The organism is Actibacterium sp. MT2.3-13A, from assembly GCF_018139985.1.
Lineage (GTDB): Bacteria > Pseudomonadota > Alphaproteobacteria > Rhodobacterales > Rhodobacteraceae > JAGSOU01.
Genome location: NZ_JAGSOU010000001.1, coordinates 386,628 through 407,500 on the forward strand (window position 1 = coordinate 386,628; position 20,873 = coordinate 407,500).

Consider the following 20,873-nt stretch of genomic DNA (forward strand, 5'->3'; position numbering starts at 1 on the left):
ATGCCTGACCAGATTCTCTATGCCATGGAGGTGATGATCAACGGCCTGATGGCCGGCGTGCTCTATGCGCTGGTGGCGCTGGGCTTCGTGCTGATCTTCAAGGCCTCCGGCATCTTCAACTACGCCCAGGGCGTGCTGGCACTGTTCGCGGCGCTGACCCTGGTGGGGCTGCAGCAGGGGCAGATCCCCTTTTCCCACCTGATCAACGCGGTTTTCGGCACCGACGTGCACCATTTCGGGTGGGAGCTGCCGGCCATCGTGGCGATCGTGCTGACCATCGGGGTGATGGTGCTGCTGGCCATCGTGATTGAGCGGTTCATCCTGAAATACCTGGTCAACCAGGAGCCGATCATCCTGTTCATGGCGACCATCGGCCTGGCCTATTTCATGGAAGGCTTCGGCGACATCATGTGGGGCTCGGACATCAAGACGCTGGATGTCGGCCTGCCGCAGGGCGCGAGCGCCTGGGTCGAGGACAACACCGCCTGGCTGGGCGGCGAGGGCTTCTACGGGTTTTTCATCGACAAGCTGGACATGGTGGCCGCGGTGGTCGCGGCGGTGCTGGTGATCTCACTGACGCTGTTCAGCCAGTATTCGAAACAGGGCCGGGCGCTGCGCGCGGTGGCCGACGACCATCAGGCGGCGCTGTCGGTGGGCATCAGCCTGCGCTTCATCTGGGTGCTGGTCTGGTCGATCGCGGGTTTCGTGGCGCTGGTCGCGGGCATCATGTGGGGCGCGAAGTCGGGGGTGCAATTCTCGCTGAGCCTGATCGCGCTGAAGGCGCTGCCGGTGCTGATGCTGGGCGGCTTCACCTCGATCCCCGGGGCGATCGTCGGCGGGCTGATCATCGGGGTCGGCGAGAAGCTGTTCGAGTTTACCATCGGCCCGATGGTGGGAGGCGCGACAGAGAACTGGTTCGCCTATGTGCTGGCGCTGCTGTTCCTGGTCTTCCGCCCGCAGGGGCTGTTCGGCGAAAAAATCATTGAGCGAGTGTGAATGATGGGGTTTGATCGGATGCGTCGCATTGCCGCGGGGAAGGGAGCCCCCGGCAGAGCGACCGGAAAGCAAACCCGGCCCATCGGGGCCGCGCAAGGATCGGGGAGGGATCCTGGCCATGATGAAAACTTGTTCGATCATGTTCACCATCGGGTGGGCCGCCGCATTGGTCTTCGGCTGGATGGCGCTGAGCGCGCCGGCCGCCGAGCCGCCGATGCTGCAGGTGGCCGATGTGCTGCTGGCGGCCGCGGGCGCCGCGATGGGCAGCTTCGCCTGGATCAGGATCAAACGGGGCTGCTGACCGACATCGGCGCATCCCCTGCCGGGCGCTTCTGCCCGCAACAAGAGGGGATGCGCTGATGTTCTACCGTGAGGCCGGCGATTTCAAAACGTCCTATGCGGACGACAGCCAGACCTTTCCGATCAAGTTCGACCGCTGGCGCTATTATGTCGTGCTGGCAGTGGCCTTCGGGGTGATCCCCCTTGTCGTCAACGACTACTGGGCGAGCTCGGTGCTCGTGCCGTTCCTGATCTACGCCATTGCGGCGATCGGGCTGAACATCCTGACCGGCTATTGCGGGCAGGTCTCGCTCGGCACCGGCGGGTTCATGGCGGTGGGCGCCTATGCCTGCTACAAGCTGATGACCGCCTTCCCGGACATCAACATCGTCTTTCACGTTCTGGGCGCGGGCCTGATCACCGCCGGCGTGGGCGTGCTGTTCGGTTTGCCGTCGCTGAGGATCAAGGGCTTCTACCTGGCGGTGGCGACGCTGGCGGCGCAGTTCTTCCTGGTGTGGCTCTTCAACAAGGTGCCGTGGTTCTACAACTACTCGGCCTCTGGCCAGATCAACGCGGCCGAGCGCACCGTCCTCGGCGTGCCGGTGACCGGCCCCAACACCGAGGCCTGGGCGCAATACATGATCTGCCTGGTGTTCCTGTTCGCGGTGGCCTGGGTGGCGCGCAACCTGACGCGCGGCACGGTGGGGCGCAGCTGGATGGCGATCCGCGACATGGACATCGCCGCCGAGATCATCGGGGTGAACCCGCTGAAGGCGAAGCTGACCGCCTTTGCCGTGTCCTCCTTCTTCGTCGGCATCGCGGGGGCGCTGTTCTTCTCGGTCTATCTCGGCGCGGTCGAGGTGGGCGAGGCCTTCGGCATCCAGAAATCGTTCCTGGTGCTGTTCATGATCATCATCGGCGGGCTGGGGTCGATCTTCGGCTCGCTGGCGGGCGCGGCCTTCCTGGTGCTGCTGCCGGTGTTCCTGAAGAACCTGCTGGTGGGGGGGCTCGGCTGGGCCACCGACCTGGCGGCGCATGTCGAGCTGATGATCGTCGGTGCGCTGATCGTGGTCTTCCTGATCGTCGAGCCGCACGGGTTGGCGCAGCTGTGGCGCGTCGGCAAGGAGAAACTCAGGCTGTGGCCCTTCCCGCACTAGCGGCGGGCGGCGGCCTCAACATTCACCAAACGACCGGGCCAACCCGGCACATCGGACAAACCATGGGAGGAGACACCCGATGAAGAAGACACTGGCAACCCTGGCGCTGAGCGCCGTGATGGCGGCAGGTCCCGCCCTCGCGGAGCTCGTGGTGCCCTCGCTCAGCTACCGCACGGGGCCCTACGCGGCGAACGGCATCCCCTTCGCCGACGGCTATCAGGACTATTTCCGGCTGCTGAACGAACGTGACGGCGGCATCGGCGGCGAACTGGTTCGGATCACGGAATGCGAGACCGGCTACAACACCGAAAAGGGTGTTGAGTGCTACGAATCGACCAAGAGCGACAGCACCCTGATCTATGAGCCGCTGTCGACCGGCATCACCTATCAGCTGATCCCCAAGGTGACGGCGGACGGCATTCCGCTGCACACGCTGGGCTACGGCCGCACCTCGGCCAAGAACGGCGAGGTGTTCCGCTGGGTCTTCAACTACCCGGCCAACTACTGGGACGGCGCCTCGGTCGCGATCAAGCATATCCTTGACCAGGAGGGCGGCGACATCAGCGGCAAGAAGATCGCGCTGGTCTATCACAACTCCGCCTACGGTAAGGAGCCGATCCGCACGCTGGAGGAGCTGGCCAAGAAGCACGGCTACCAGCTGAGCCTGCTGCCGGTGGACCACCCCGGCCAGGAACAGAAGAGCCAGTGGCTGCAGATCCGCCGCGAGCGCCCCGACTACGTCATCATGTGGGGCTGGGGCGTCATGAACCAGGTCGCGATCCAGGAAGCGGTGAACATCCGTTACCCGATGGATCACTTCATCGGCATCTGGTGGTCGGGGTCCGAGAATGACGTGAAACCGGCGGGCGCGGCGGCCGACGGCTACAAGGCGCTGACCTTCCACAACCTCGGCGACGATTACCCGCTTTACGACGATCTGCGGAAATATGTGGTCGATGCCGGCAAGGCGGCAGGCGCCGGCGACCAGCTTGGCACCGCGCTCTATAACCGCGGCATGTATGCCGCGATGCTGGCGGCCGAGGCGATCAAGACCGCGCAGGAGATGGCGGGGACCAGCCAGATCACGCGCGAGCAGCTGCGGGCCGGCATGGAGAATCTCGAGATCACCAATGCCAAGATGGAGGCACTCGGCCTGCCCGGCTTCGGCCCCGAGTTCAAGGTGAGCTGCCAGAACCACGGCGGCGATGGCTATGCGGCCGTGGCCCAGTGGGATGCCAAGGCCGGCGAATGGAAGCTGATCACCGACTACATGCAGTCGGATCAGGAGGTCATCCAGCCGCTCGTCGAGGAGGACTCGATGGCCTACGCGAAGGAAGCCGGCATCACCCCCGGCTGCAACTGAGCCACCTTCCCCGGCCGCGGCGCAGGCGGCGGCCGGGGAGCCATGAGTATTTCTGCCAAGAAGAAGGGGGCGCGCGCGCCGGCCCCTCCACGCCTAGGAGAAGGTGACAGGGCATGTTTGATGCGGAACCCCGGGACGAGACCCTCTTGGAGGTCAACAATATCGAGGTGATCTACAACCATGTGATCCTCGTGCTGAAGGGCGTGAGCCTGCGTGTGCCGCGGGGCGGGATCACGGCGCTTCTGGGGGGCAACGGCGCGGGCAAGACGACCACGCTGAAGGCGATCTCCAACCTGCTGCGCAGCGAGCGCGGCGAGGTGACCAAGGGCTCGATCCTCTATCGCGGCGAGCGGGTGCAGGACGAGGCGCCCTCCGAGCTGGTGAAGCGCGGCGTGATCCAGGTGATGGAAGGGCGGCATTGCTTCGAGCACCTGACCGTCGAGGAGAACCTGCTGACCGGCGCCTATACGCGCACCGATGGCAAGGCCGCCATCGAGGCCGACCTGGAGATGGTCTACACCTATTTCCCGCGGCTGAAGGAGCGGCGCAAGAGCCAGGCGGGCTATACCTCGGGCGGCGAGCAGCAGATGTGCGCCATCGGGCGCGCCCTGATGAGCCGGCCGGAGACCATCCTGCTGGACGAGCCCAGCATGGGCCTGGCGCCGCAGCTGGTGGAGCAGATCTTCGAGATCGTGAAATCGGTGAACGAGAACGAGGGCGTGAGCTTCCTTCTGGCCGAGCAGAACACCAACGTGGCGCTGCGCTACGCGCATTACGGCTACATCCTGGAATCGGGGCGCATCGTGATGGACGGCCCGGCGGCCGAGCTGCGCGAGAACCCGGATGTGAAGGAGTTCTACCTTGGCGTTTCGGAGGAGGGGCGCAAGAGCTTTCGCGACGTGCGGTCCTATCGCCGCCGCAAGCGGTGGCTGAGCTGAGATGATCGCGGATTTCCGCGATCGCTGGCCGCGGTCACGCCCGATTCCGGTGACCGGGGCCCTGGAATTTGATGAAGAGCGACAGAGATATGAAAGCGCATTTTGACGAACTTGAAACGCGCTCGGCGGATGCGCGCGAAGCCGCCCAGCTGGAGGCGCTGAACGACCGGCTGGCCCGCAACGGGCTGGCGCCGGTCAGCGATCTCGGCGGGTTGGCCGCGCTTCCGGTGCTGCGCAAGTCGGAACTGGTGGAGCGGCAGAAGGCGCAGCCGCCCTTCGGCGGGCTGCCGGTCAGCAACCTGGCCCATGTCTTCCAGTCGCCCGGGCCGATCTACGAGCCGGGCGGGATCAGCCACGACTGGTGGCGGATGGGCCGTTTCCTGCACGCCTGCGGCGTGGGTCCCGGCGACATCGTGCAGAACTGTTTCGGCTATCACCTGACGCCCGCCGGTATGATCTTCGAGAACGGGGCGCGGGCGGTGGGGGCGGCGGTGCTGCCCGCCGGCACCGGCCAGACCGAGTTGCAGGCGCGCGCCGCCCATGACGTGGGCGTGACCGCCTATGCCGGCACGCCCGACTATCTGAAGGTGATCCTCGACAAGGGCGCGGAACTGGGGCTGGACCTGAGCCGCATCACCCGCGCGGCGGTGGGCGGCGGAGCGCTGTTCCCCAGCCTGCGACAGGAATATGCCGACCGCGGCATTTTCTGCCTGCAATGCTATGCCACCGCCGATATCGGCAACATCGCCTACGAATCGGAGGCGATGGAGGGGATGATCGTGGACGAGGGCGTGATCGTGGAGATCGTGACCCCGGGCACGGGCGACCCGGTGGCGCCCGGCGAGGTCGGCGAGGTGGTGGTCACCACGCTGAACCCCGATTACCCGCTGATCCGATTCGCCACCGGCGATCTCAGCGCCGTGCTGCCGGGCGTCAGCCCCTGCGGCCGCACCAACATGCGGATCAAGGGCTGGATGGGCCGGGCCGACCAGACCACCAAGATCAAGGGCATGTTCGTGCGCCCCGAGCAGGTGGCTGCCTTCGTCGCCCGGCACGCGGAGGTCTCAAGGGCCCGGGTCATTGCCAGCCGCGAGGGCGAGATGGATGTGATGACCGTGCAGGTGGAAAGCCCGGAGGGCGACCCCTCGCCCTATGCCGCCTCGGTGGCCGAGCTGTTGAAGCTGAAGGGCCGGATCGAGATCGTGACCCCCGGCAGCCTGCCCAGGGACGGCAAGGTGATCGACGATCAGCGGATCTATGACTGACCGGGCGCCACACGGCATGCGGTAGGCCGAAAACCTGTACAAAAGGTCAGGTTGATCCGGGCGGCGCTTCGGGCGAGATTGGGCGCATAGCAGTTGCGTGTGTGCCCGCGAGTATTGCGGTGAGCCGAGGGCGGCAATGGGCCATTATTTCGGGATCGACCTACTGCGCTGGTGCGCGGCGATCCTGGTGGTGGTTTTCCATCTGCAGGCCTTCGGCTGGTCCGCGCCTGAGTTCCCGGCGCAGCGCCCGGCGGCCGCCTTCGACTGGCTTGCCCCCTATGGCTGGTTCGGCTGGGTGGGCGTCCAGATCTTTTTCGTCATTTCGGGTTTCGTGATCGCCGCCAGCGCCAAGGGCGCGCGCGCGGGTGCCTTTCTCTTGCGGCGGGCGATTCGCGTCTTTCCGGCGCTCTGGGCTGCATCGCTGATCGCGCTGGCCGTCCGCGCCGCCTGGGGCGAGCCGCTGGGCGCGCTGATGGGGGATTTTTCCCGTTCGGTAATCCTGTCGCCATGGGGACCCCATATCGACGGCGTGATCTGGACGCTGGTGGTCGAGGCGGCGTTCTACGGCCTGATCGCGGCGATGCTGGCGTGGCGCGGAGCGGATCTGCGGTTCGACCGGCTGGCCTATGCGCTGGGCGGGGCGAGCACGCTGTTCCTGCTGCTTCAGGCCGGCGTCGGGACCGATCTGTTCGGGCGATTCCATTTCGATGTGCTGTTGCTCCGCCACGGGGTGTTCTTCGCCCTTGGCATGCTGATCTGGGCGATGCACTCGGAGGGGCGCAGCCAGGCGCGGCTGGCGACGGCGGGGCTGTTCGCCGCGACGGGGGTCGTGCAGCTGGAGTCGCAGGTGCCCGAGGGCAAGGCGCTGCTCCTGCCTGCGCTGGCCTGGAGCGGGGGCGTGGCCCTGATGCTGGTCAGCCTGCGCTGGGATGGCGGGCTGAGCCGCCCCGGCCGGGCATCGGTCATCCGGCAACTGGGATTGATGACCTATCCGCTCTATCTGTGCCATTTCACGCTGGGGATGTATGCCACGCCCTGGCTGGCCGCGCAGCATCCCCACCGGGGGGTAGTTCTGGCAGGCGTGCTGGCGCTGATCATCCTGACCTCCTGGGCGGTGATGCGCGGCCCGGAGCAGGCGCTCCAGCGCCGTGCGCGCGGCGCCCTGCGCCGGCGGGAAGCCGCCTCCCGACCCTGAGCCGCCCCGGTTGCGGGGTTCTCAATGCCGGGGAATTCGCGGATGCTGTGGGGGTTCAGATCTACGGTCAAGGGAGAACCCGATGAGGTCAGTGCTCAAATCCGCCGCGGCAATCGGCGCGCTGCTGCTGGCGCCGGTGCCGGCGCTGGCGGGCGACGTCGCGCTTCTGCTGTCGAACACCGACTATCCCGACCGCTCCGCGCCGCGGGCGGCGGCGGCGGCCGATGCGCTGGCGCAGCGGTTGCGCCAGCGGGGATTCGAGGTCAGCCGCATCACCAACGCCGCCGCCGCGGAAGCCTGGGAGGGGGTGCGCCGCTTTGCCGGGACACTTGACGCGGCGGACCGGGTGCTGGTGCTGGTGCAGGGCGACATCGTCAGTGCCGGGCCGGAGGCCTGGCTGGTCGCCCGCTACGCGCAGAGCCCGGACGCGCTGGCCATCGGCGGCCACGGCGTCGCGCTGGGCGCGCTGCTGCGGATGCTGGAGGACAAGCAGGGAGAGGCCGTGATGCTGGTGGCCAGCCTGCCCGATGCCCCGGCGCCCGGCGATGGCCTCGCCGCGGGGCTGGGCGCGCTGCCCGTGCCGCAGGGCGTAAGCCTGCTGAGCGGGCGCTGGGACGATCTGCTGCCGATCGTGGCCGATGAGCTGTTGCAGCCCGGGCGCAGCGTCGGCGCCTTCCTTGCCACCGCGCCCAAGGCCGTGGAGGGGCGCGGCTTCGTGCCGCGCGGCGTGCCCTTCCTGCCGAGGGGTCAGGGCGACGAGGGTCTGACCGAGCGCGATTTCTGGCGCACCGTCGATATCCTCGGCACCGAGGATGCCTATCGCGGCTATCTCGAGCGCTATCCCGGCGGGGCCTTCGCGGCGCTGGCGCGCCAGCGCCTGGCCGAGCTGGAAACCTCGCGCGGCGATGCCGCCCAAGCGGGCGAGGAGGCGCTGGGCCTGGCGCTCGAACAGCGGCGCGCCATTCAGCGCGACCTGTCCGTTCTGGGCTATGACACCGGCGGCATCGACGGCATTTTCGGGCGCAGCACGCGCGCCTCGATCGCCGCCTGGCAGCGGGAGAACCGGGAGGAGGCCACCTCCTACCTGACCGTCGGCCAGATCACCCGCCTGCGCCAGCAGGCGGCGGAGCGCAACCGGGTGCTCCAGGAAGAGGCCCGGGCGCGCCGCGCGCAACTGGAGCGCGACGACCGCGCCTATTGGGCGCGCACCGGGGCAGCCGGCACCGAGGCGGGGCTGCTGGACTACCTGGCGCGCTATCCCGACGGGCTGTTCGCGGAGCAGGCCAACCGGCAGCTGACCGAGATCGAGCGGCGCAAGCGCGAGGAGGCCCGAGCCGCAGACCGCGCCGCCTGGGACCGCGCCACCGCCGCGGATACCCGGGCTGCATACCGGCGCTACCTGCAGGAGTATCCCGAGGGCGCCTTTGCCGAGCAGGCCCGCAACCGGATCGACGCGCTGGACCGCGCCGAGGTCGACCGCGAGGCGGTGGAGGCTGCGCGCCAGCAGGAGGCGCTTCTGACCGGGCTGCCGCCGCTGAGGCTGGCGGTGGAGCGCGGGCTGGCGGCGCAGGGCTACGAGCCGGGCCCGCAGGACGGCACCTTCGACGCCCGGACCCGCCGTGCGCTGCGGCAGTTCCAGCGCGCCAACGGCCTGACCGTCACCGGCTATGCCGACCGGGCCACCATGGTGCGGCTGCTGGCCGGGCAGGCGCAGCAATAGTCGCAAGCGAAAGGGCCGCCCGGATCTCTCCGGGCGGCCCTTTTCGGATCAGCTGGTGCTGAAATCAGCCCTGACGGGCTTTGAACCGACGCTGCGTCTTGTTAATGACGTAGACACGGCCCTTGCGGCGCACGACGCGGCAGTCGCGGTGACGCTGCTTCAGCGAGCGGAGCGAGTTACGGACCTTCATGGGTCTTCTCCTCATTTCGCGGCGCGGCGGGCGCCTGGGTTAACGTTTCGTCCGAGGTCACATGGTGGGCACGACTGGGATCGAACCAGTGACCCCTTCGATGTCAACGAAGTGCTCTACCGCTGAGCTACGCGCCCATGTGACCAGTGCAACCCCGCTATCCCAAACAAAATAGGACGCGGCGGGACCGCGTCGGCTCGCAGGTCTATAAAAGGAGTCGGAGGAGGGTTCAAGGGCTTTTGGCAGGTAAAAAATTGCGTCTATAACGTTTCTGTAAAGGAAGCCGCATGACGACCGATCCCTACCGCCTGATCCGGCCCAAGGCCAGAACCACCAGCGTGATGTTTTCCTCGCCCCACAGCGGGCGCGACTACCCGCTCGCGTTCCTGCGCCGCTCGATGCTGGACGAGGTATCGGTGCGCTCGTCCGAGGATGCCTTCGTCGATCTGCTGTTCTCGGACGCGCCGGCGCTGGGCGCGCCGCTGCTCGCGGCGAACGCGCCGCGCGCCTATGTCGATCTCAACCGCAGCCCCGACGAGCTGGACCCGGCGCTGATCGAGGGCGTGCGGAAGGCCGGCCACAACCCGCGCGTCAGTTCCGGGCTGGGGGTGATTCCGCGCGTGGTGGCCAATGGCCGGGTGATCCAGCGCGGCAAGATCACGCTGGAGGAGGCGCAGGCGCGGCTCACCTCCGTCTGGGAGCCCTATCACGCGGCCCTGCAGGGGCTGCTGGTGGAAAGCCACGCCGCCTTCGGCGAGGCGATCCTGATCGACTGCCATTCCATGCCGCACGAGGCGGTCGGCGCCGCGGGCAAGGCGGGCGCGCGCCCCGACGTTGTGCTGGGCGACCGATTCGGCGCCGCGGCCCATGCCGACGTGGTGGACCGGATCGAGGCCGCCTTTGCCGCCGCCGGGCTGCGGGTGGTGCGCAACGCGCCCTTTGCCGGGGCCTATATCACCCAGCATTACGGCCGCCCCTCGCAGGGCCAGCATGTGGTGCAGGTGGAGATCAACCGCGCGCTCTACATGGACGAGGCGCGGGTGCGCCCGAGCCCCGATTTCGAGTCCTTCAAGCGGGTGATCACCTCGGTGATTTCCGAGATCGCGGCGATCGGCAGCTCGGACATGCCTCTGGCCGCGCAATGACCTAGCGCAGCGCGCGCCCCTTCAGGATCGCATCGGCCCCGAATTTGCGGCGAATCGCGTCACTGGCGCGCTCGGCCCCGGCGCGGGTCGCCGCCTGCGGATCGAGAAGGTCGGCCGAGCGGTCGGCGGTCTCGGCCCCGGTGAGATCGGAAAGCCCCACGCCGATCAGGCGGAACGGGCCGGGATCGCCGAGCTGATCGAAAAGCCCGCGCGCGGTCTGATACAGCCGGTCGGCCATCTGCGTGGAGTCGCGCAGCGAGGTGCGGCGCGTGATCAGGCTGTGATTCGCGCGCTTGAGCTTCAGCACCACCACACGGCCCGCCAGCCCCTTGGCCTTGGCCCGGTCGGAGACCTTTTCCGACAGCCGCCAGAGATGGCCGTCGAGGATCTCCGCGTCGCCCGTGTCCTCGAAGAACGTCGTCTCGTTCGAGATGCTCTTCATCGGCGCATTCGGGGTGACGCGGCGGTGATCCTCGCCGCGGGCGAGGTGATAGAGCCGCCCGCCCATCGCGCCGAATCGCGCTTCGAGATCGGCGCGCTCCCACCGGCGCAGGTCGGCGAAGGTGCGGATGCCGGCGCGCTCCAGCGCGGCCTGCCCCGCCGCGCCCACGCCCCAGATCATGCCCAGGGGTTTCCCGGCCAGGAAGTCCGGCGTCTCGGCCTGCCCGATCACCGAGAATCCGCGCGGCTTGTCGAGGTCGGAGGCGATCTTGGCGAGGAACTTGTTGTGGCTGAGCCCGATGGAGCCCGACAGGCCGAGCTCCTCCTCCATCCGTTTGACCAGCCGCGCCAGCATCACCGCCGGCGGCGCGTGGTGCAGCTTCGCGGTGCCGGTGAGGTCGAGGAACGCCTCGTCGAGCGACAGAGGCTCGATCGCCGGGGTCAGCTCGTCCATCATGGCGCGGATCTGGCGCGAGACGGCGGCGTAGTGGTCGCCGCGCGGCCGGATCACCACCGCCTCGGGGCAGAGCTTCAGCGCCTGGAACATCGGCATGGCGGAGCGCACCCCCCTGATCCGCGCGATGTAGCAGGCGGTGGATACCACGCCGCGCCGCCCGCCGCCGACGATCACCGGCTTGTCGCGCAACTCGGGATTGTCGCGCTTTTCCACGCTGGCGTAGAAGGCGTCGCAATCCATATGCGCGATGGAAAGATCGAACAGCTCGGGATGCGCGATCACCCGCGGGCTGCGGCAGGCCGGGCAGCGGGCACCGTCATCGAAGGGCGTCAGGCAATCGCGGCAGAGGGCGGGCATCTCGGGGCTCCGGGGTCAGGCGCCAATGGTGGCGCGGATGGCGCTCTGCGGCAAGGGGAGGGGCTTTGCAAGGGGCGGACCGGGGGGCATAGTGCCGGTGACTGTTTAGGGAATGCCGAACATGGATAGTGACAACACGCTTTCGCAGCTGATCGGCGGCAACCTCGTGATCCTGCTGCTGGCGGCCTTCATCATACTCAGCGTATTTCTCGGCGTGCGGATCGTGCCGCAGTCCGAGAAATACGTTGTCGAACGCTTCGGCCGGCTGCGCGCGGTCCTTGGGCCGGGGATCAACCTGATCGTGCCCTTCCTCGACCGGGTGGCGCACAAGATTTCGATCCTCGAGCGTCAGCTGCCCACCGCCAGCCAGGACGCGATCACCAAGGACAACGTGCTGGTGCAGGTGGAAACCTCGGTCTTCTACCGCATCATAGAGCCGGAAAAGACCGTCTACCGCATCCGCGACGTGGATGCCGCCATCGCCACCACCGTCGCCGGCATCGTGCGCGCCGAGATCGGCAAGATGGACCTCGACGAGGTGCAGTCGAACCGCGCGCAGCTGATCTCCACCATCAAGGAATCGGTCGAGGATGCGGTCGATGCCTGGGGGATCGAGGTGACACGCGCCGAAATCCTGGACGTGAACCTCGACCAGGCCACCCGCGATGCGATGCTCCAGCAGCTCAACGCCGAGCGTGCGCGCCGTGCCCAGGTGACTGAGGCCGAGGGCCGGAAACGCGCGGTCGAACTGGCCGCCGACGCCCAGCTCTACGCCGCCGAGCAGGAGGCCAAGGCCCGCCGCATCACCGCCGAGGCCGAGGCCTATGCGACCGAAGTGGTCGCCAAGGCCATCGCCGAGAACGGCATCGAGGCGGCGCAATACCAGGTCGCGCTGAAACAGGTCGAGGCGCTGACCGCCGTGGGCCAGGGCGCGGGCAAGCAGACGATCGTCGTGCCGGCCCATGCGCTTGAGGCATTCGGGGATGCGTTCAAGCTGCTGAAGGGGCGTGGCTGATGTGGGCGCTGTGGTGGGTTTGGATGGCGGGCGCGGTGGCGCTGGGCATCCTTGAAATCTTCGCGCCGGGCTTCGTGTTCCTCGGCTTCGCGCTGGGCGCGGCGCTGACCGGCCTGCTGCTGGCGGTTGGGCTGAGCCCGTCGCTGCCGTGGCTGTTGCTGATCTTCGCGGTGGTCTCGCTGATCTCCTGGCTGGGGCTGCGCCGGGCCTTCGGCATCCGCAAGGGCCAGGTGAAGATCTGGGACCGCGACATCAACGAGGATTAGGGCAGCTCGGCGATCACCGCCTGCGCCGCGGCGCGCGGGTCCTCGGCCTGCCAGATCGGGCGGCCCACCACGATATGGTCGGCGCCGTCGGCGATCGCCTGCGCTGGGGTGGCCACGCGTTTCTGGTCGCCCAGGGCGGCGCCTGCGGGGCGCACGCCGGGGGTGACGATCAGCCGGTCGGCGGCCTGCGGCAGGGCGCGGATCAGCGCGGCCTCCTGCGGCGAGGCGATCACCCCGTCGGCCCCCGCCTCGAAGGCGCGGGCGGCGCGTTCCAGCACGATCTCCTGCACCTCGCCGGGCTTGATCAGGCTGGCGTCGAGATCGGCGCGGTCGAGCGAGGTCAGGATGGTGACGGCGAGGATCTTGGTGTGTGAGCCGGCCTTGCCCTCGGCGGCGGCGCGCACCACATGCGGGTCGCCGTGCACGGTCAGGAAATCGAGGTCGAACTGCACCAGCCCGCGCACCGCCTTTTCCACCGTGGCGCCGATGTCGAAGAGCTTCATGTCGAGAAAGACGCGCTTGCCGTGCTCGTCCTTCAACTCCTGCGCCAGCGCCAGCCCGCCGCCTGTCAGCATCCCCAGCCCGATCTTGTAGAAGGACACCGCATCGCCCAGCCGGTTGGCCAGTTCCAGCCCGGCCACGGCGTGGGGCACGTCGAGGGCAACGATCAGTCGGTCATCGGATTGGGTCATGGGGGCCTCCGGCTTTGCTGTGGGGGGTGTAGCGGGCGGACGGGCCTGCGGCAAGATCATTGCCGTGTTTGCAGGGGCGCACGCGATGCACTAGGAAACGTCAGGGAAGGCTGAATGAGGGGCGTGCATGACATCTTATGTGGTTTCCGCGCCGCGCAGCGGCATGAACTGGCTGCGCTATTGCGTCGAGGCCCTTTATGGCGTGCGCACCCCGGGCAAGACGGTGCTGATCTCCGAGGAGGAGTGCCCCGTGCCCGCCTTCCTGCGCTCGCATGATGCGCTCAGCCTGACCCGCAGCCGCCATGCCGAGGGCGCGTGGCTCTATATCGATCCGGCCAAAACCGAGGGCGACCGTATCGCGGTGATCCTGCGCGACCCTCTGGAGACCTATGTGCGGATGGCCAAGAAGCGGCTGCGCCGGTTCCGCCGCTTCACCGGCAATATCCAGTTCTACACCCGCGCCGTGGCTGAGCATAAGCGCGTGTTCTACTACGACGACCTGGTGTCCTCGCCCGAGGCGATGGCCGATCTGATGACTTTCCTGGACATCCAGCCCGCGCCGGGACGCACGGCGCCGACGGTCGAGGAGATCCGGGCGCGCTGGGACGCGCTGGGCGAGGAAAGCCGCGCCTCCTACGACAAGCGGCAGAGCCGGGGCGGCGGCGCGCAGACCAAGGCCGAGCCGCTGAATTTCCGCTACCACCAGAAGGGGCTGAGCGACTGGCACAAGGCCCGCGCCTGGCGCTTCCTCAAGCGCACGCTGACGGCGGAGGAATTCGCGCTGCTGGAGCGCTACGACCCGCCGGCGCGGATCAGGCACGGCGGGCCGCTGTCCTGGCTGACCGACCTGGTGTGAGGGCGAGCGATGACCAGTTTCGTGATCTCGGCCCCGCGCAGCGGCATGAACTGGCTGCGCTTCTGCACCGAGGAATTCTACGGCCGGCGCACGCCGGGCAAGACCTCGCTGATCGACCGGGCGGATGTCCCGGGCGAGGCGTTCCTGCGTTCGCATGACGCGCTGAACTGGTCGCGCTGGCCGATGCGCCGCAAAGACGGCCTGTGGCGCTATGTCGATCCGGCGCAGACGGAGGGCGACCGGGTGGCGCTGATCCTGCGCGACCCGCTGGAGACCTTCGTTCGGTCGGCGGGAAAACGGTTCTGGGATTTCCGATTCTATGCCGGGAACATCCGGTTCCACACGCTCGCCCGGGCGGAAAAGGCAGTGTTCTATTACGAGGATCTGGTGGCCGATCCCGGCGCCATGGCCGATCTGCTGGAGTTTCTGCAAATCACCCCCGCGCCAGGGCGCGTGGCGCCGTCGCGCGGGGAGATCGCCGCGCGCTGGGCGGAACTGGGCGCGAAAAGCCGGGCGATGTATGACACCAAGCAGGCGGTGGGCGGCGGCTCGCAGACCCGCGACCGGCCCACGGATTTCAGCTTTCACCAGAAAAAGCTGGCCGAGTGGGAGAAGGATCGCGTCTGGCGGTTCCTGCGCCACAGGCTGAGCGCGGACGAACTGCGCCTGCTCGACCGCTATCACCCGCGCGACACGGGCGCGCCGGGCTGGCTGGAACGGCTGCGCTACTGGCTGTAGCAAAAATGCCGCCCCTCTGGGTTGAAACCGCGCGGGGCGCCCTCCAAATCCTTACCGAGGCCCGAAAAAAGGGATGTGCCGCGAGGCGGGCATCCCGACGCAACCGGGCGCTTGAAAAAGGAGAGAGCGATGAACTTCGAAAAGTTCACCGAGCGGTCGCGCGGTTTTGTGCAAGCTGCCCAGACGATCGCCATGCGGGAAAGCCACCAGCGACTGGCCCCCGAACACCTTCTCAAGGCATTGATGGATGACGAGCAGGGGCTGGCAAGCAACCTGATCAAACGTGCCGGCGGCGCGCCCGAGCGCGTGGTCGAGGCGCTGGAGGTGGCGCTTGCCAAGATGCCGAAAGTGACCGGCGACGCCGGGCAGGTCTACATGGACCCGGCCACCGCCCGCGTGCTGGATGAGGCCGAGAAGATCGCCAAGAAGGCCGGCGACAGCTTCGTGCCGGTCGAACGCATCCTGACCGCGCTGGCCGTGGTGAAGTCCAAGGCCAAGGACGCGCTGGATGCCGGCGCCGTGACCGCGCAGAACCTGAACGCCGCGATCAACGACATCCGCAAGGGCCGCACCGCCGACAGCGCCTCGGCCGAGGAAGGCTATGACGCGCTGAAGAAATACGCCCGCGACCTGACCGAGGCCGCCCGGGAGGGCAAGATCGACCCGATCATCGGCCGCGACGAGGAGATCCGCCGCGCCATGCAGGTGCTGTCGCGCCGGACCAAGAACAACCCGGTGCTGATCGGCGAGCCGGGCGTCGGCAAGACCGCGATCGCCGAGGGCCTCGCGCTGCGGATCATCAATGGCGATGTGCCCGAAAGCCTGAAGAACAAGCGGCTGATGGCGCTGGACATGGGCGCGCTGATTGCCGGCGCGAAATACCGCGGTGAGTTCGAGGAGCGGCTGAAGGCCATCCTGAAGGAGATCGAGGCCGCCGCCGGCGAGATCGTCCTTTTCATCGACGAGATGCACACGCTGGTCGGCGCCGGCAAGACCGACGGCGCGATGGACGCGGCCAACCTGATCAAGCCCGCGCTGGCGCGCGGCGAGTTGCACTGCATCGGCGCCACCACGCTGGATGAATACCGCAAGCATGTGGAGAAGGACGCGGCGCTGGCGCGGCGCTTCCAGCCGGTGATGGTGGACGAGCCGACGGTGGAGGACACCGTCTCGATCCTGCGCGGCATCAAGGAAAAATATGAGCTGCACCACGGCGTGCGGATCTCCGACTCGGCGCTGGTGGCGGCGGCGACGCTGAGCCACCGCTACATCACCGACCGCTTCCTGCCCGACAAGGCGATCGACCTCGTGGACGAGGCGGCGAGCCGGCTGCGGATGGAGGTGGACAGCAAGCCCGAGGAGCTGGATCAGCTCGACCGGCAGATCCTGCAGATGCAGATCGAGGCTGAGGCGCTGAAGAAAGAGGATGATGCGGCCTCCCGCGACCGGCTGGCCAGGCTGGAGGAGGAACTGTCGAACCTGCAGCAGCAATCGGCCGCGATGACCGCCAAGTGGCAGGCCGAGCGCGACAAGCTGGAAGGCGCGCGCGAGCTGAAGGAACAGCTCGACCGGGCGCGCGCCGAGCTCGACGCGGCCAAGCGCGAGGGTAACCTGGCCCGCGCCGGCGAGCTGTCCTACGGCGTCATCCCCGGGCTGGAGAAAAAGCTGGCCGAGGCCGAGGAGGCCGAGGACGAACTGATGGTCGAAGAGGCCGTGCGGCCCGAGCAGATCGCGCAGGTCGTGGAGCGCTGGACGGGCATCCCGACCTCCAAGATGCTGGAGGGCGAGCGCGAGAAGCTCTTGCGCATGGAAGAGGAACTGGGCCGCCGCGTGATCGGCCAGAAACCCGCCGTCACCGCCGTCGCCAACGCCGTGCGCCGCGCGCGCGCGGGGCTGAACGACGAGAACCGGCCGCTGGGCTCGTTCCTGTTCCTCGGCCCGACCGGCGTCGGCAAGACGGAACTCACCAAGGCCGTGGCCGAGTATCTGTTCGACGACGACAGCGCGATGGTCCGCATCGACATGTCGGAATTCATGGAGAAGCATGCGGTCGCCCGCCTGATCGGCGCGCCTCCGGGCTATGTCGGCTATGACGAGGGCGGCGTGCTGACCGAGGCCGTGCGCCGGCGCCCCTATCAGGTGGTGCTGTTCGACGAGGTCGAAAAGGCCCACCCGGACGTGTTCAACGTTCTGTTGCAGGTGCTCGATGACGGCGTTCTGACCGATGGCCAGGGCCGCACGGTGGACTTCAAGCAGACGCTGATCGTGCTGACCTCGAACCTCGGTTCCCAGGCGCTGAGCCAGCTGCCCGAAGGCGCCGACAGCTCGGCGGCCAAGCGCGACGTGATGGATGCGGTGCGGGCGCATTTCCGCCCCGAGTTCCTGAACCGCCTGGACGAGACCATCATCTTCGACCGGCTGAGCCGGGGCGACATGGATGGCATCGTCGAGATCCAGATCCGGCGCTTGCAGAAGCGCCTGGCGGGCCGCAACATCACGCTGGAGCTGGACGATGGCGCCCGCAAATGGCTGGCCGACGAGGGCTACGATCCGGTCTTCGGCGCGCGTCCGCTGAAGCGGGTGATCCAGCGCGCGCTGCAGGACCGGCTGGCCGAGATGATCCTGGCCGGCGATGTGAAGGATGGCGACACCGTCGCGGTCAGCGCCGGGCCGGAGGGTCTGCTGATCGGGGACCGCGTGGGCGCCTCGAACCGGCAGCCGCCCGAGGATGCGGTGGTGCACTGAGGCGCAAGGACCAGGGAAAGGGCGCGGGGGCTTCCCGCGCCCTTTTTCGTTGCGCTCTTACATGGCCGAGGGCGGCATGATCACGGCGTCGATGACGTGGATCACCCCGTTGCTGGCCTCGATATCGGCGGTCACGACATTGGCGCCGTCCACCTTGACGCCGCCCATGGTCTTGATCGTGACCTCCGAGCCTTCGGCGGTGGCGGCCATCATGCCGTCCGACAGGTCGCCCGACATCACCTTGCCCGGCACCACATGGTAGGTGAGGATCGCGGCGAGCTTATCCTTGTTCTCGGGCTTCAGCAGGTCCTCGACCGTGCCGTCGGGCAGGGCGGCGAAGGCCGCGTCGGTGGGGGCGAAGACGGTGAAGGGGCCGTCGCCCTTCAGCGTCTCGGCCAGCCCTGCCGCCTGCACGGCGGCGACCAGCGTGGCGAACTGGCCCGCGTCGACGGCGGTGTCCACGATATCCTTGGAATGGCCGCCGGCCAGCGCGGGGCCGGCCATCAGCGCGGCGGTGGTCAGCGAGAGAAAAGTCCTGCGGAACATCTGGTATCTCCTGGTTTGACGGATGCCGGTGCTGGCATCGCGGGAGATACTCGGGCCGCGGCGGATCGGATGACCGGAGAATTCCGCGCCGCCCGCTTGACGCGGAAGGGCCGGGCCCTAAGCCCGGCCCCTTTGCCGTTTCCAGTCAAGATCAGTTGATCGGCGGTGAGCGCTTCGTGAGCCTATTTGACGCCCGCCGCCTCGCGCGCGATCTCGTCGAGCAGCGCCTCGACCTCTTTCATCGGGCCATCGGGGAAGCTCTGGTAGCCGACGACGGTCTCATCCGGCGCCTCGGGGCGGACGAAGACGAAGATGTCATAGGGGCAGAACTGCACGTTCATGTAGTCGGCCTCCATCACCTTGCGCGACAGCGCGGCCGAGCAGAAGCTGAAGATGTCCGCCTTGATGAAGATCGTCTTGTCGGAGCCGACATCGGCCTTGGTGCGTTCCAGCATGTCGCCGGTATGGCTGACGCTGTCGATCACCAGGCCCTTGCCCTGGATCGCGGTCTCCAGCGAGAACACGACGTCATCGAAGGTATCCGCGGTGGTGTAGGTGACGGCCTCTGCCAGGGCGGGCCCCGCGAGCAGGGCGACGGTTGCGGCGGCGAATGTCAGTTTCATGAAATTCCTCCCTTGGATCTGTGCGAGTGCTAGAGAGGGTTGCTCCAGTTTCGCTTCGCAAGCAAGGTAAGCGATAGGGTGAATAGCGCCTTGATTGAGGTCAAATTGTAGCAGCCGCAAGAAAGGAAACGCATGAGCTGGGCAGGACGCGCGCTGGAATTTCTGGCGCTGGGATTCACCCTGATCATCATCGTGGCGGTGCTGACCGCGGTGGTGCTCTTCATCATCGACCGCACCCAGACCGGCGATGCAATCCGGCGCAACTATCCGGTGATCGGGCGGTTCCGGCACCTGTTCACCACGCTGGGCGAATTCTTTCGCCAGTATTTCTTCGCCATGGACCGAGAGGAGATGCCGTTCAACCGGGCGCAGCGCGACTGGGTGAACCGCGCCTCGCAGGGCAAGGGCAACACCATCGCCTTCGGCTCGACCCGGAACCTGACCATCGTGGGCACGCCGATCTTCGTGAACGCGCCGTTCCCGCCGATCGACGACCAGTTCGCCGCGACCGAGCCGATGCAGATCGGTCCCTATTGCCGCGAGCCCTTCGTCGCGCCCTCGATCTTCAACGTCTCGGGGATGAGTTATGGCGCGATCTCGCGCCCGGCGGTCGAGGCGCTGTCGAAGGGCGCGAAGGAGGCCAACATATGGCTCAACACCGGCGAGGGCGGGCTGTCGCCCTATCACCTGACGGGCGGCTGCGACATCGTCTACCAGATCGGCACCGCGAAATACGGGGTGCGCGACGAAAACGGAAATTTCGACGACGACAAGCTGCGCGCGCTGGCCGCGCAGCCCGAGGTCAGGATGTTCGAGCTGAAGCTTGCCCAGGGCGCCAAGCCCGGCAAGGGCGGCATCATGCCCGGGGTCAAGATCACCCCCGAGATCGCCGCGATCCGCGGCATCCCCCAGGGCCAGGACAGCTATTCGCCCAACCGCTTCCCCGATATCGACAGTTTCGAGGACCTGCTGGACGTGATCGCGCATCTGCGCGAGGTCACGGGCAAGCCGGTTGGATTCAAGACCGTGGTCGGCGGGCCCGAACCCTTTGATGAGCTGTTCCGCCTGATCCGCGCGCGCGGCCCCGAAAGCGCGCCCGACTTCATCACCATCGACGGCGGCGAGGGCGGCACCGGCGCCTCGCCCATGCCGCTGATGGATCTGGTGGGCATGCCGATCCGCGAGGCGATGCTGATGGTGTCGGACCTGCGCGACCATTATGGCTTTCACGACCGGATCCGGCTGGTGGCTTCGGGCAAGCTGGTCAATCCCGGCGACGTGGCCTGGGCGATCGCGGCGGGGGCCGATTTCGTGACCTCGGCGCGCGGCTTCATGTTCGCGCTGGGCTGCATCCAGGCGCTGAAATGCAACCGCAACACCTGCCCCACCGGCATCACCACCCACGACCCGCGCCTGCAGAAGGGGCTGGTGGTGGAAAGCAAGTACAAGCGCGTCGCCAACTACGCGCGCAGCGTGATCGGCGAGGTCGAGACCATCGCGCATTCGGTCGGTGTGGCCGAGCCGCGGCTGATGCGCCGCCGGCATGTGCGGCTGGTGCAGCCCGACGGCTCGACCAAGCCGATGAACGAGGTTTACCCGCGTACCGGCGCGCAAACGGATTCGTGAGCGGAGTTGCTTTGGCGGACGCGGTGGCTTGCAATAGATCATGCTGGGGACAGCAGCGGAGGCGCAGATGGCACGGTATCGCAACGGACTGAAACATTCGGACATCACGCCGAAGGCCGACTGGCTGAACCGGCGCCGGCTGATCGCCGGGGCGGCGGCGCTGGCCGCGTTGCCGGCGCCGGTGCTGGCCGGGCTCGGCGCGAAGCCCAGCCCCTATTCCACCGATGCCGCGCCGAACAGCCTCGATGACATCACCAACTACT

At 67.6% G+C, this 20,873-nt stretch carries 21 protein-coding genes and 1 tRNA gene (1 of these 22 only partly in view); 16 read left to right on the top strand and 6 right to left on the bottom strand.

Annotation, left to right across the window (positions count from 1 at the left end; translation table 11 throughout):
- The 8 genes from KCI33_RS01905 (at position 1) to KCI33_RS01940 (ending at position 8,913) form a co-directional block, all read left to right on the top strand.
- Positions 1 to 996 (top strand): branched-chain amino acid ABC transporter permease, encoded by a 996-nt coding sequence (locus tag KCI33_RS01905; RefSeq protein WP_212523050.1) that lies wholly within the window; start codon positions 1 to 3, stop codon positions 994 to 996.
- Positions 997 to 1,114: 118 nt separating this feature from the next.
- The gene (locus KCI33_RS01910; RefSeq protein ID WP_212523051.1) at positions 1,115 to 1,297 is read left to right on the top strand and encodes a hypothetical protein; all 183 of its coding nucleotides are present in this window, start codon (positions 1,115 to 1,117) and stop codon (positions 1,295 to 1,297) included.
- A gap of 58 nt (positions 1,298 to 1,355) precedes the next feature.
- Entirely contained in the window at positions 1,356 to 2,432 is a 1,077-nt protein-coding gene (locus KCI33_RS01915; RefSeq protein ID WP_212523052.1) for a branched-chain amino acid ABC transporter permease, read from the top strand.
- A 79-nt stretch (positions 2,433 to 2,511) separates the two neighbouring features.
- Positions 2,512 to 3,795, top strand: a complete 1,284-nt coding sequence (locus KCI33_RS01920; RefSeq protein ID WP_212523053.1) for an ABC transporter substrate-binding protein — start codon at positions 2,512 to 2,514, stop codon at positions 3,793 to 3,795.
- A gap of 113 nt (positions 3,796 to 3,908) precedes the next feature.
- Positions 3,909 to 4,733 carry an ABC transporter ATP-binding protein gene (locus tag KCI33_RS01925; RefSeq protein WP_212523054.1) on the top strand — a complete coding sequence of 275 codons (825 nt, stop codon included), beginning with the start codon at positions 3,909 to 3,911 and terminating at the stop codon, positions 4,731 to 4,733.
- Between the two features lie 89 nt (positions 4,734 to 4,822).
- On the top strand, positions 4,823 to 5,998 hold the full coding sequence (locus KCI33_RS01930) for an AMP-binding protein (protein WP_212523055.1): 1,176 nt from the start codon (positions 4,823 to 4,825) through the stop codon (positions 5,996 to 5,998).
- A 136-nt stretch (positions 5,999 to 6,134) separates the two neighbouring features.
- Positions 6,135 to 7,193 carry an acyltransferase gene (locus KCI33_RS01935; RefSeq protein WP_212523056.1) on the top strand — a complete coding sequence of 353 codons (1,059 nt, stop codon included), beginning with the start codon at positions 6,135 to 6,137 and terminating at the stop codon, positions 7,191 to 7,193.
- Positions 7,194 to 7,275: 82 nt separating this feature from the next.
- Complete coding sequence (locus tag KCI33_RS01940) at positions 7,276 to 8,913, top strand: peptidoglycan-binding protein (protein WP_212523057.1); 1,638 nt, start codon at positions 7,276 to 7,278, stop codon at positions 8,911 to 8,913.
- 64 nt (positions 8,914 to 8,977) lie between these two features.
- Here KCI33_RS01940 and ykgO read toward each other — a convergent pair whose 3' ends face one another.
- Both ykgO and KCI33_RS01950 read right to left on the bottom strand, forming a co-directional pair.
- Positions 8,978 to 9,103 (bottom strand): type B 50S ribosomal protein L36, encoded by a 126-nt coding sequence (gene ykgO / locus KCI33_RS01945; RefSeq protein ID WP_010141322.1) that lies wholly within the window; start codon positions 9,101 to 9,103, stop codon positions 8,978 to 8,980.
- Positions 9,104 to 9,165: 62 nt separating this feature from the next.
- Positions 9,166 to 9,240: transfer RNA gene (locus KCI33_RS01950), tRNA-Val, on the bottom strand.
- Between the two features lie 150 nt (positions 9,241 to 9,390).
- On the opposite strand from KCI33_RS01950, the gene KCI33_RS01955 reads away from it, so the two are divergent.
- On the top strand, positions 9,391 to 10,248 hold the full coding sequence (locus KCI33_RS01955) for an N-formylglutamate amidohydrolase (RefSeq protein ID WP_212523058.1): 858 nt from the start codon (positions 9,391 to 9,393) through the stop codon (positions 10,246 to 10,248).
- Position 10,249: 1 nt separating this feature from the next.
- Here KCI33_RS01955 and KCI33_RS01960 read toward each other — a convergent pair whose 3' ends face one another.
- The gene (locus tag KCI33_RS01960; RefSeq protein WP_212523059.1) at positions 10,250 to 11,503 is read right to left on the bottom strand and encodes a DNA polymerase IV; all 1,254 of its coding nucleotides are present in this window, start codon (positions 11,501 to 11,503) and stop codon (positions 10,250 to 10,252) included.
- A gap of 121 nt (positions 11,504 to 11,624) precedes the next feature.
- Here KCI33_RS01960 and KCI33_RS01965 point away from each other — a divergent pair, with 121 nt between their 5' ends.
- Together KCI33_RS01965 and KCI33_RS01970 are read left to right on the top strand one after the other, a co-directional pair.
- Positions 11,625 to 12,518 carry an SPFH domain-containing protein gene (locus tag KCI33_RS01965; RefSeq protein WP_212523060.1) on the top strand — a complete coding sequence of 298 codons (894 nt, stop codon included), beginning with the start codon at positions 11,625 to 11,627 and terminating at the stop codon, positions 12,516 to 12,518.
- Complete coding sequence (locus tag KCI33_RS01970; protein WP_212523061.1) at positions 12,518 to 12,784, top strand: hypothetical protein; 267 nt, start codon at positions 12,518 to 12,520, stop codon at positions 12,782 to 12,784. The genes KCI33_RS01965 and KCI33_RS01970 overlap by 1 nt, the downstream gene beginning before the upstream one ends.
- Here KCI33_RS01970 and pyrF read toward each other — a convergent pair.
- Positions 12,781 to 13,476, bottom strand: a complete 696-nt coding sequence (gene pyrF / locus KCI33_RS01975) for an orotidine-5'-phosphate decarboxylase (RefSeq protein WP_212523062.1) — start codon at positions 13,474 to 13,476, stop codon at positions 12,781 to 12,783. The genes KCI33_RS01970 and pyrF overlap by 4 nt on opposite strands.
- Before the next feature lie 127 nt (positions 13,477 to 13,603).
- On the opposite strand from pyrF, the gene KCI33_RS01980 reads away from it, so the two are divergent.
- The 3 genes from KCI33_RS01980 (at position 13,604) to clpB (ending at position 17,815) form a co-directional block, all read left to right on the top strand.
- On the top strand, positions 13,604 to 14,332 hold the full coding sequence (locus tag KCI33_RS01980) for a hypothetical protein (protein ID WP_212523063.1): 729 nt from the start codon (positions 13,604 to 13,606) through the stop codon (positions 14,330 to 14,332).
- A 9-nt stretch (positions 14,333 to 14,341) separates the two neighbouring features.
- Positions 14,342 to 15,070, top strand: a complete 729-nt coding sequence (locus KCI33_RS01985) for a hypothetical protein (protein ID WP_212523064.1) — start codon at positions 14,342 to 14,344, stop codon at positions 15,068 to 15,070.
- Positions 15,071 to 15,199: 129 nt separating this feature from the next.
- Complete coding sequence (gene clpB / locus KCI33_RS01990; RefSeq protein WP_212523065.1) at positions 15,200 to 17,815, top strand: ATP-dependent chaperone ClpB; 2,616 nt, start codon at positions 15,200 to 15,202, stop codon at positions 17,813 to 17,815.
- 57 nt (positions 17,816 to 17,872) lie between these two features.
- Here clpB and KCI33_RS01995 read toward each other — a convergent pair whose 3' ends face one another.
- Together KCI33_RS01995 and KCI33_RS02000 are read right to left on the bottom strand one after the other, a co-directional pair.
- Entirely contained in the window at positions 17,873 to 18,361 is a 489-nt protein-coding gene (locus KCI33_RS01995; RefSeq protein WP_212523066.1) for a fasciclin domain-containing protein, read from the bottom strand.
- A 182-nt stretch (positions 18,362 to 18,543) separates the two neighbouring features.
- Complete coding sequence (locus KCI33_RS02000; RefSeq protein WP_212523067.1) at positions 18,544 to 18,984, bottom strand: DUF302 domain-containing protein; 441 nt, start codon at positions 18,982 to 18,984, stop codon at positions 18,544 to 18,546.
- Between the two features lie 132 nt (positions 18,985 to 19,116).
- On the opposite strand from KCI33_RS02000, the gene KCI33_RS02005 reads away from it, so the two are divergent.
- Both KCI33_RS02005 and msrP read left to right on the top strand, forming a co-directional pair.
- Complete coding sequence (locus tag KCI33_RS02005) at positions 19,117 to 20,610, top strand: FMN-binding glutamate synthase family protein (RefSeq protein ID WP_212523068.1); 1,494 nt, start codon at positions 19,117 to 19,119, stop codon at positions 20,608 to 20,610.
- 67 nt (positions 20,611 to 20,677) lie between these two features.
- A protein-coding gene (msrP, locus tag KCI33_RS02010) for a protein-methionine-sulfoxide reductase catalytic subunit MsrP (protein WP_212523069.1) crosses the window boundary here: on the top strand, positions 20,678 to 20,873 show its start. Its footprint extends 725 nt past the window's final position; 196 of the gene's 921 nt are visible here — the first part of the coding sequence; it begins with the start codon at positions 20,678 to 20,680; its stop codon lies off the right edge, out of view.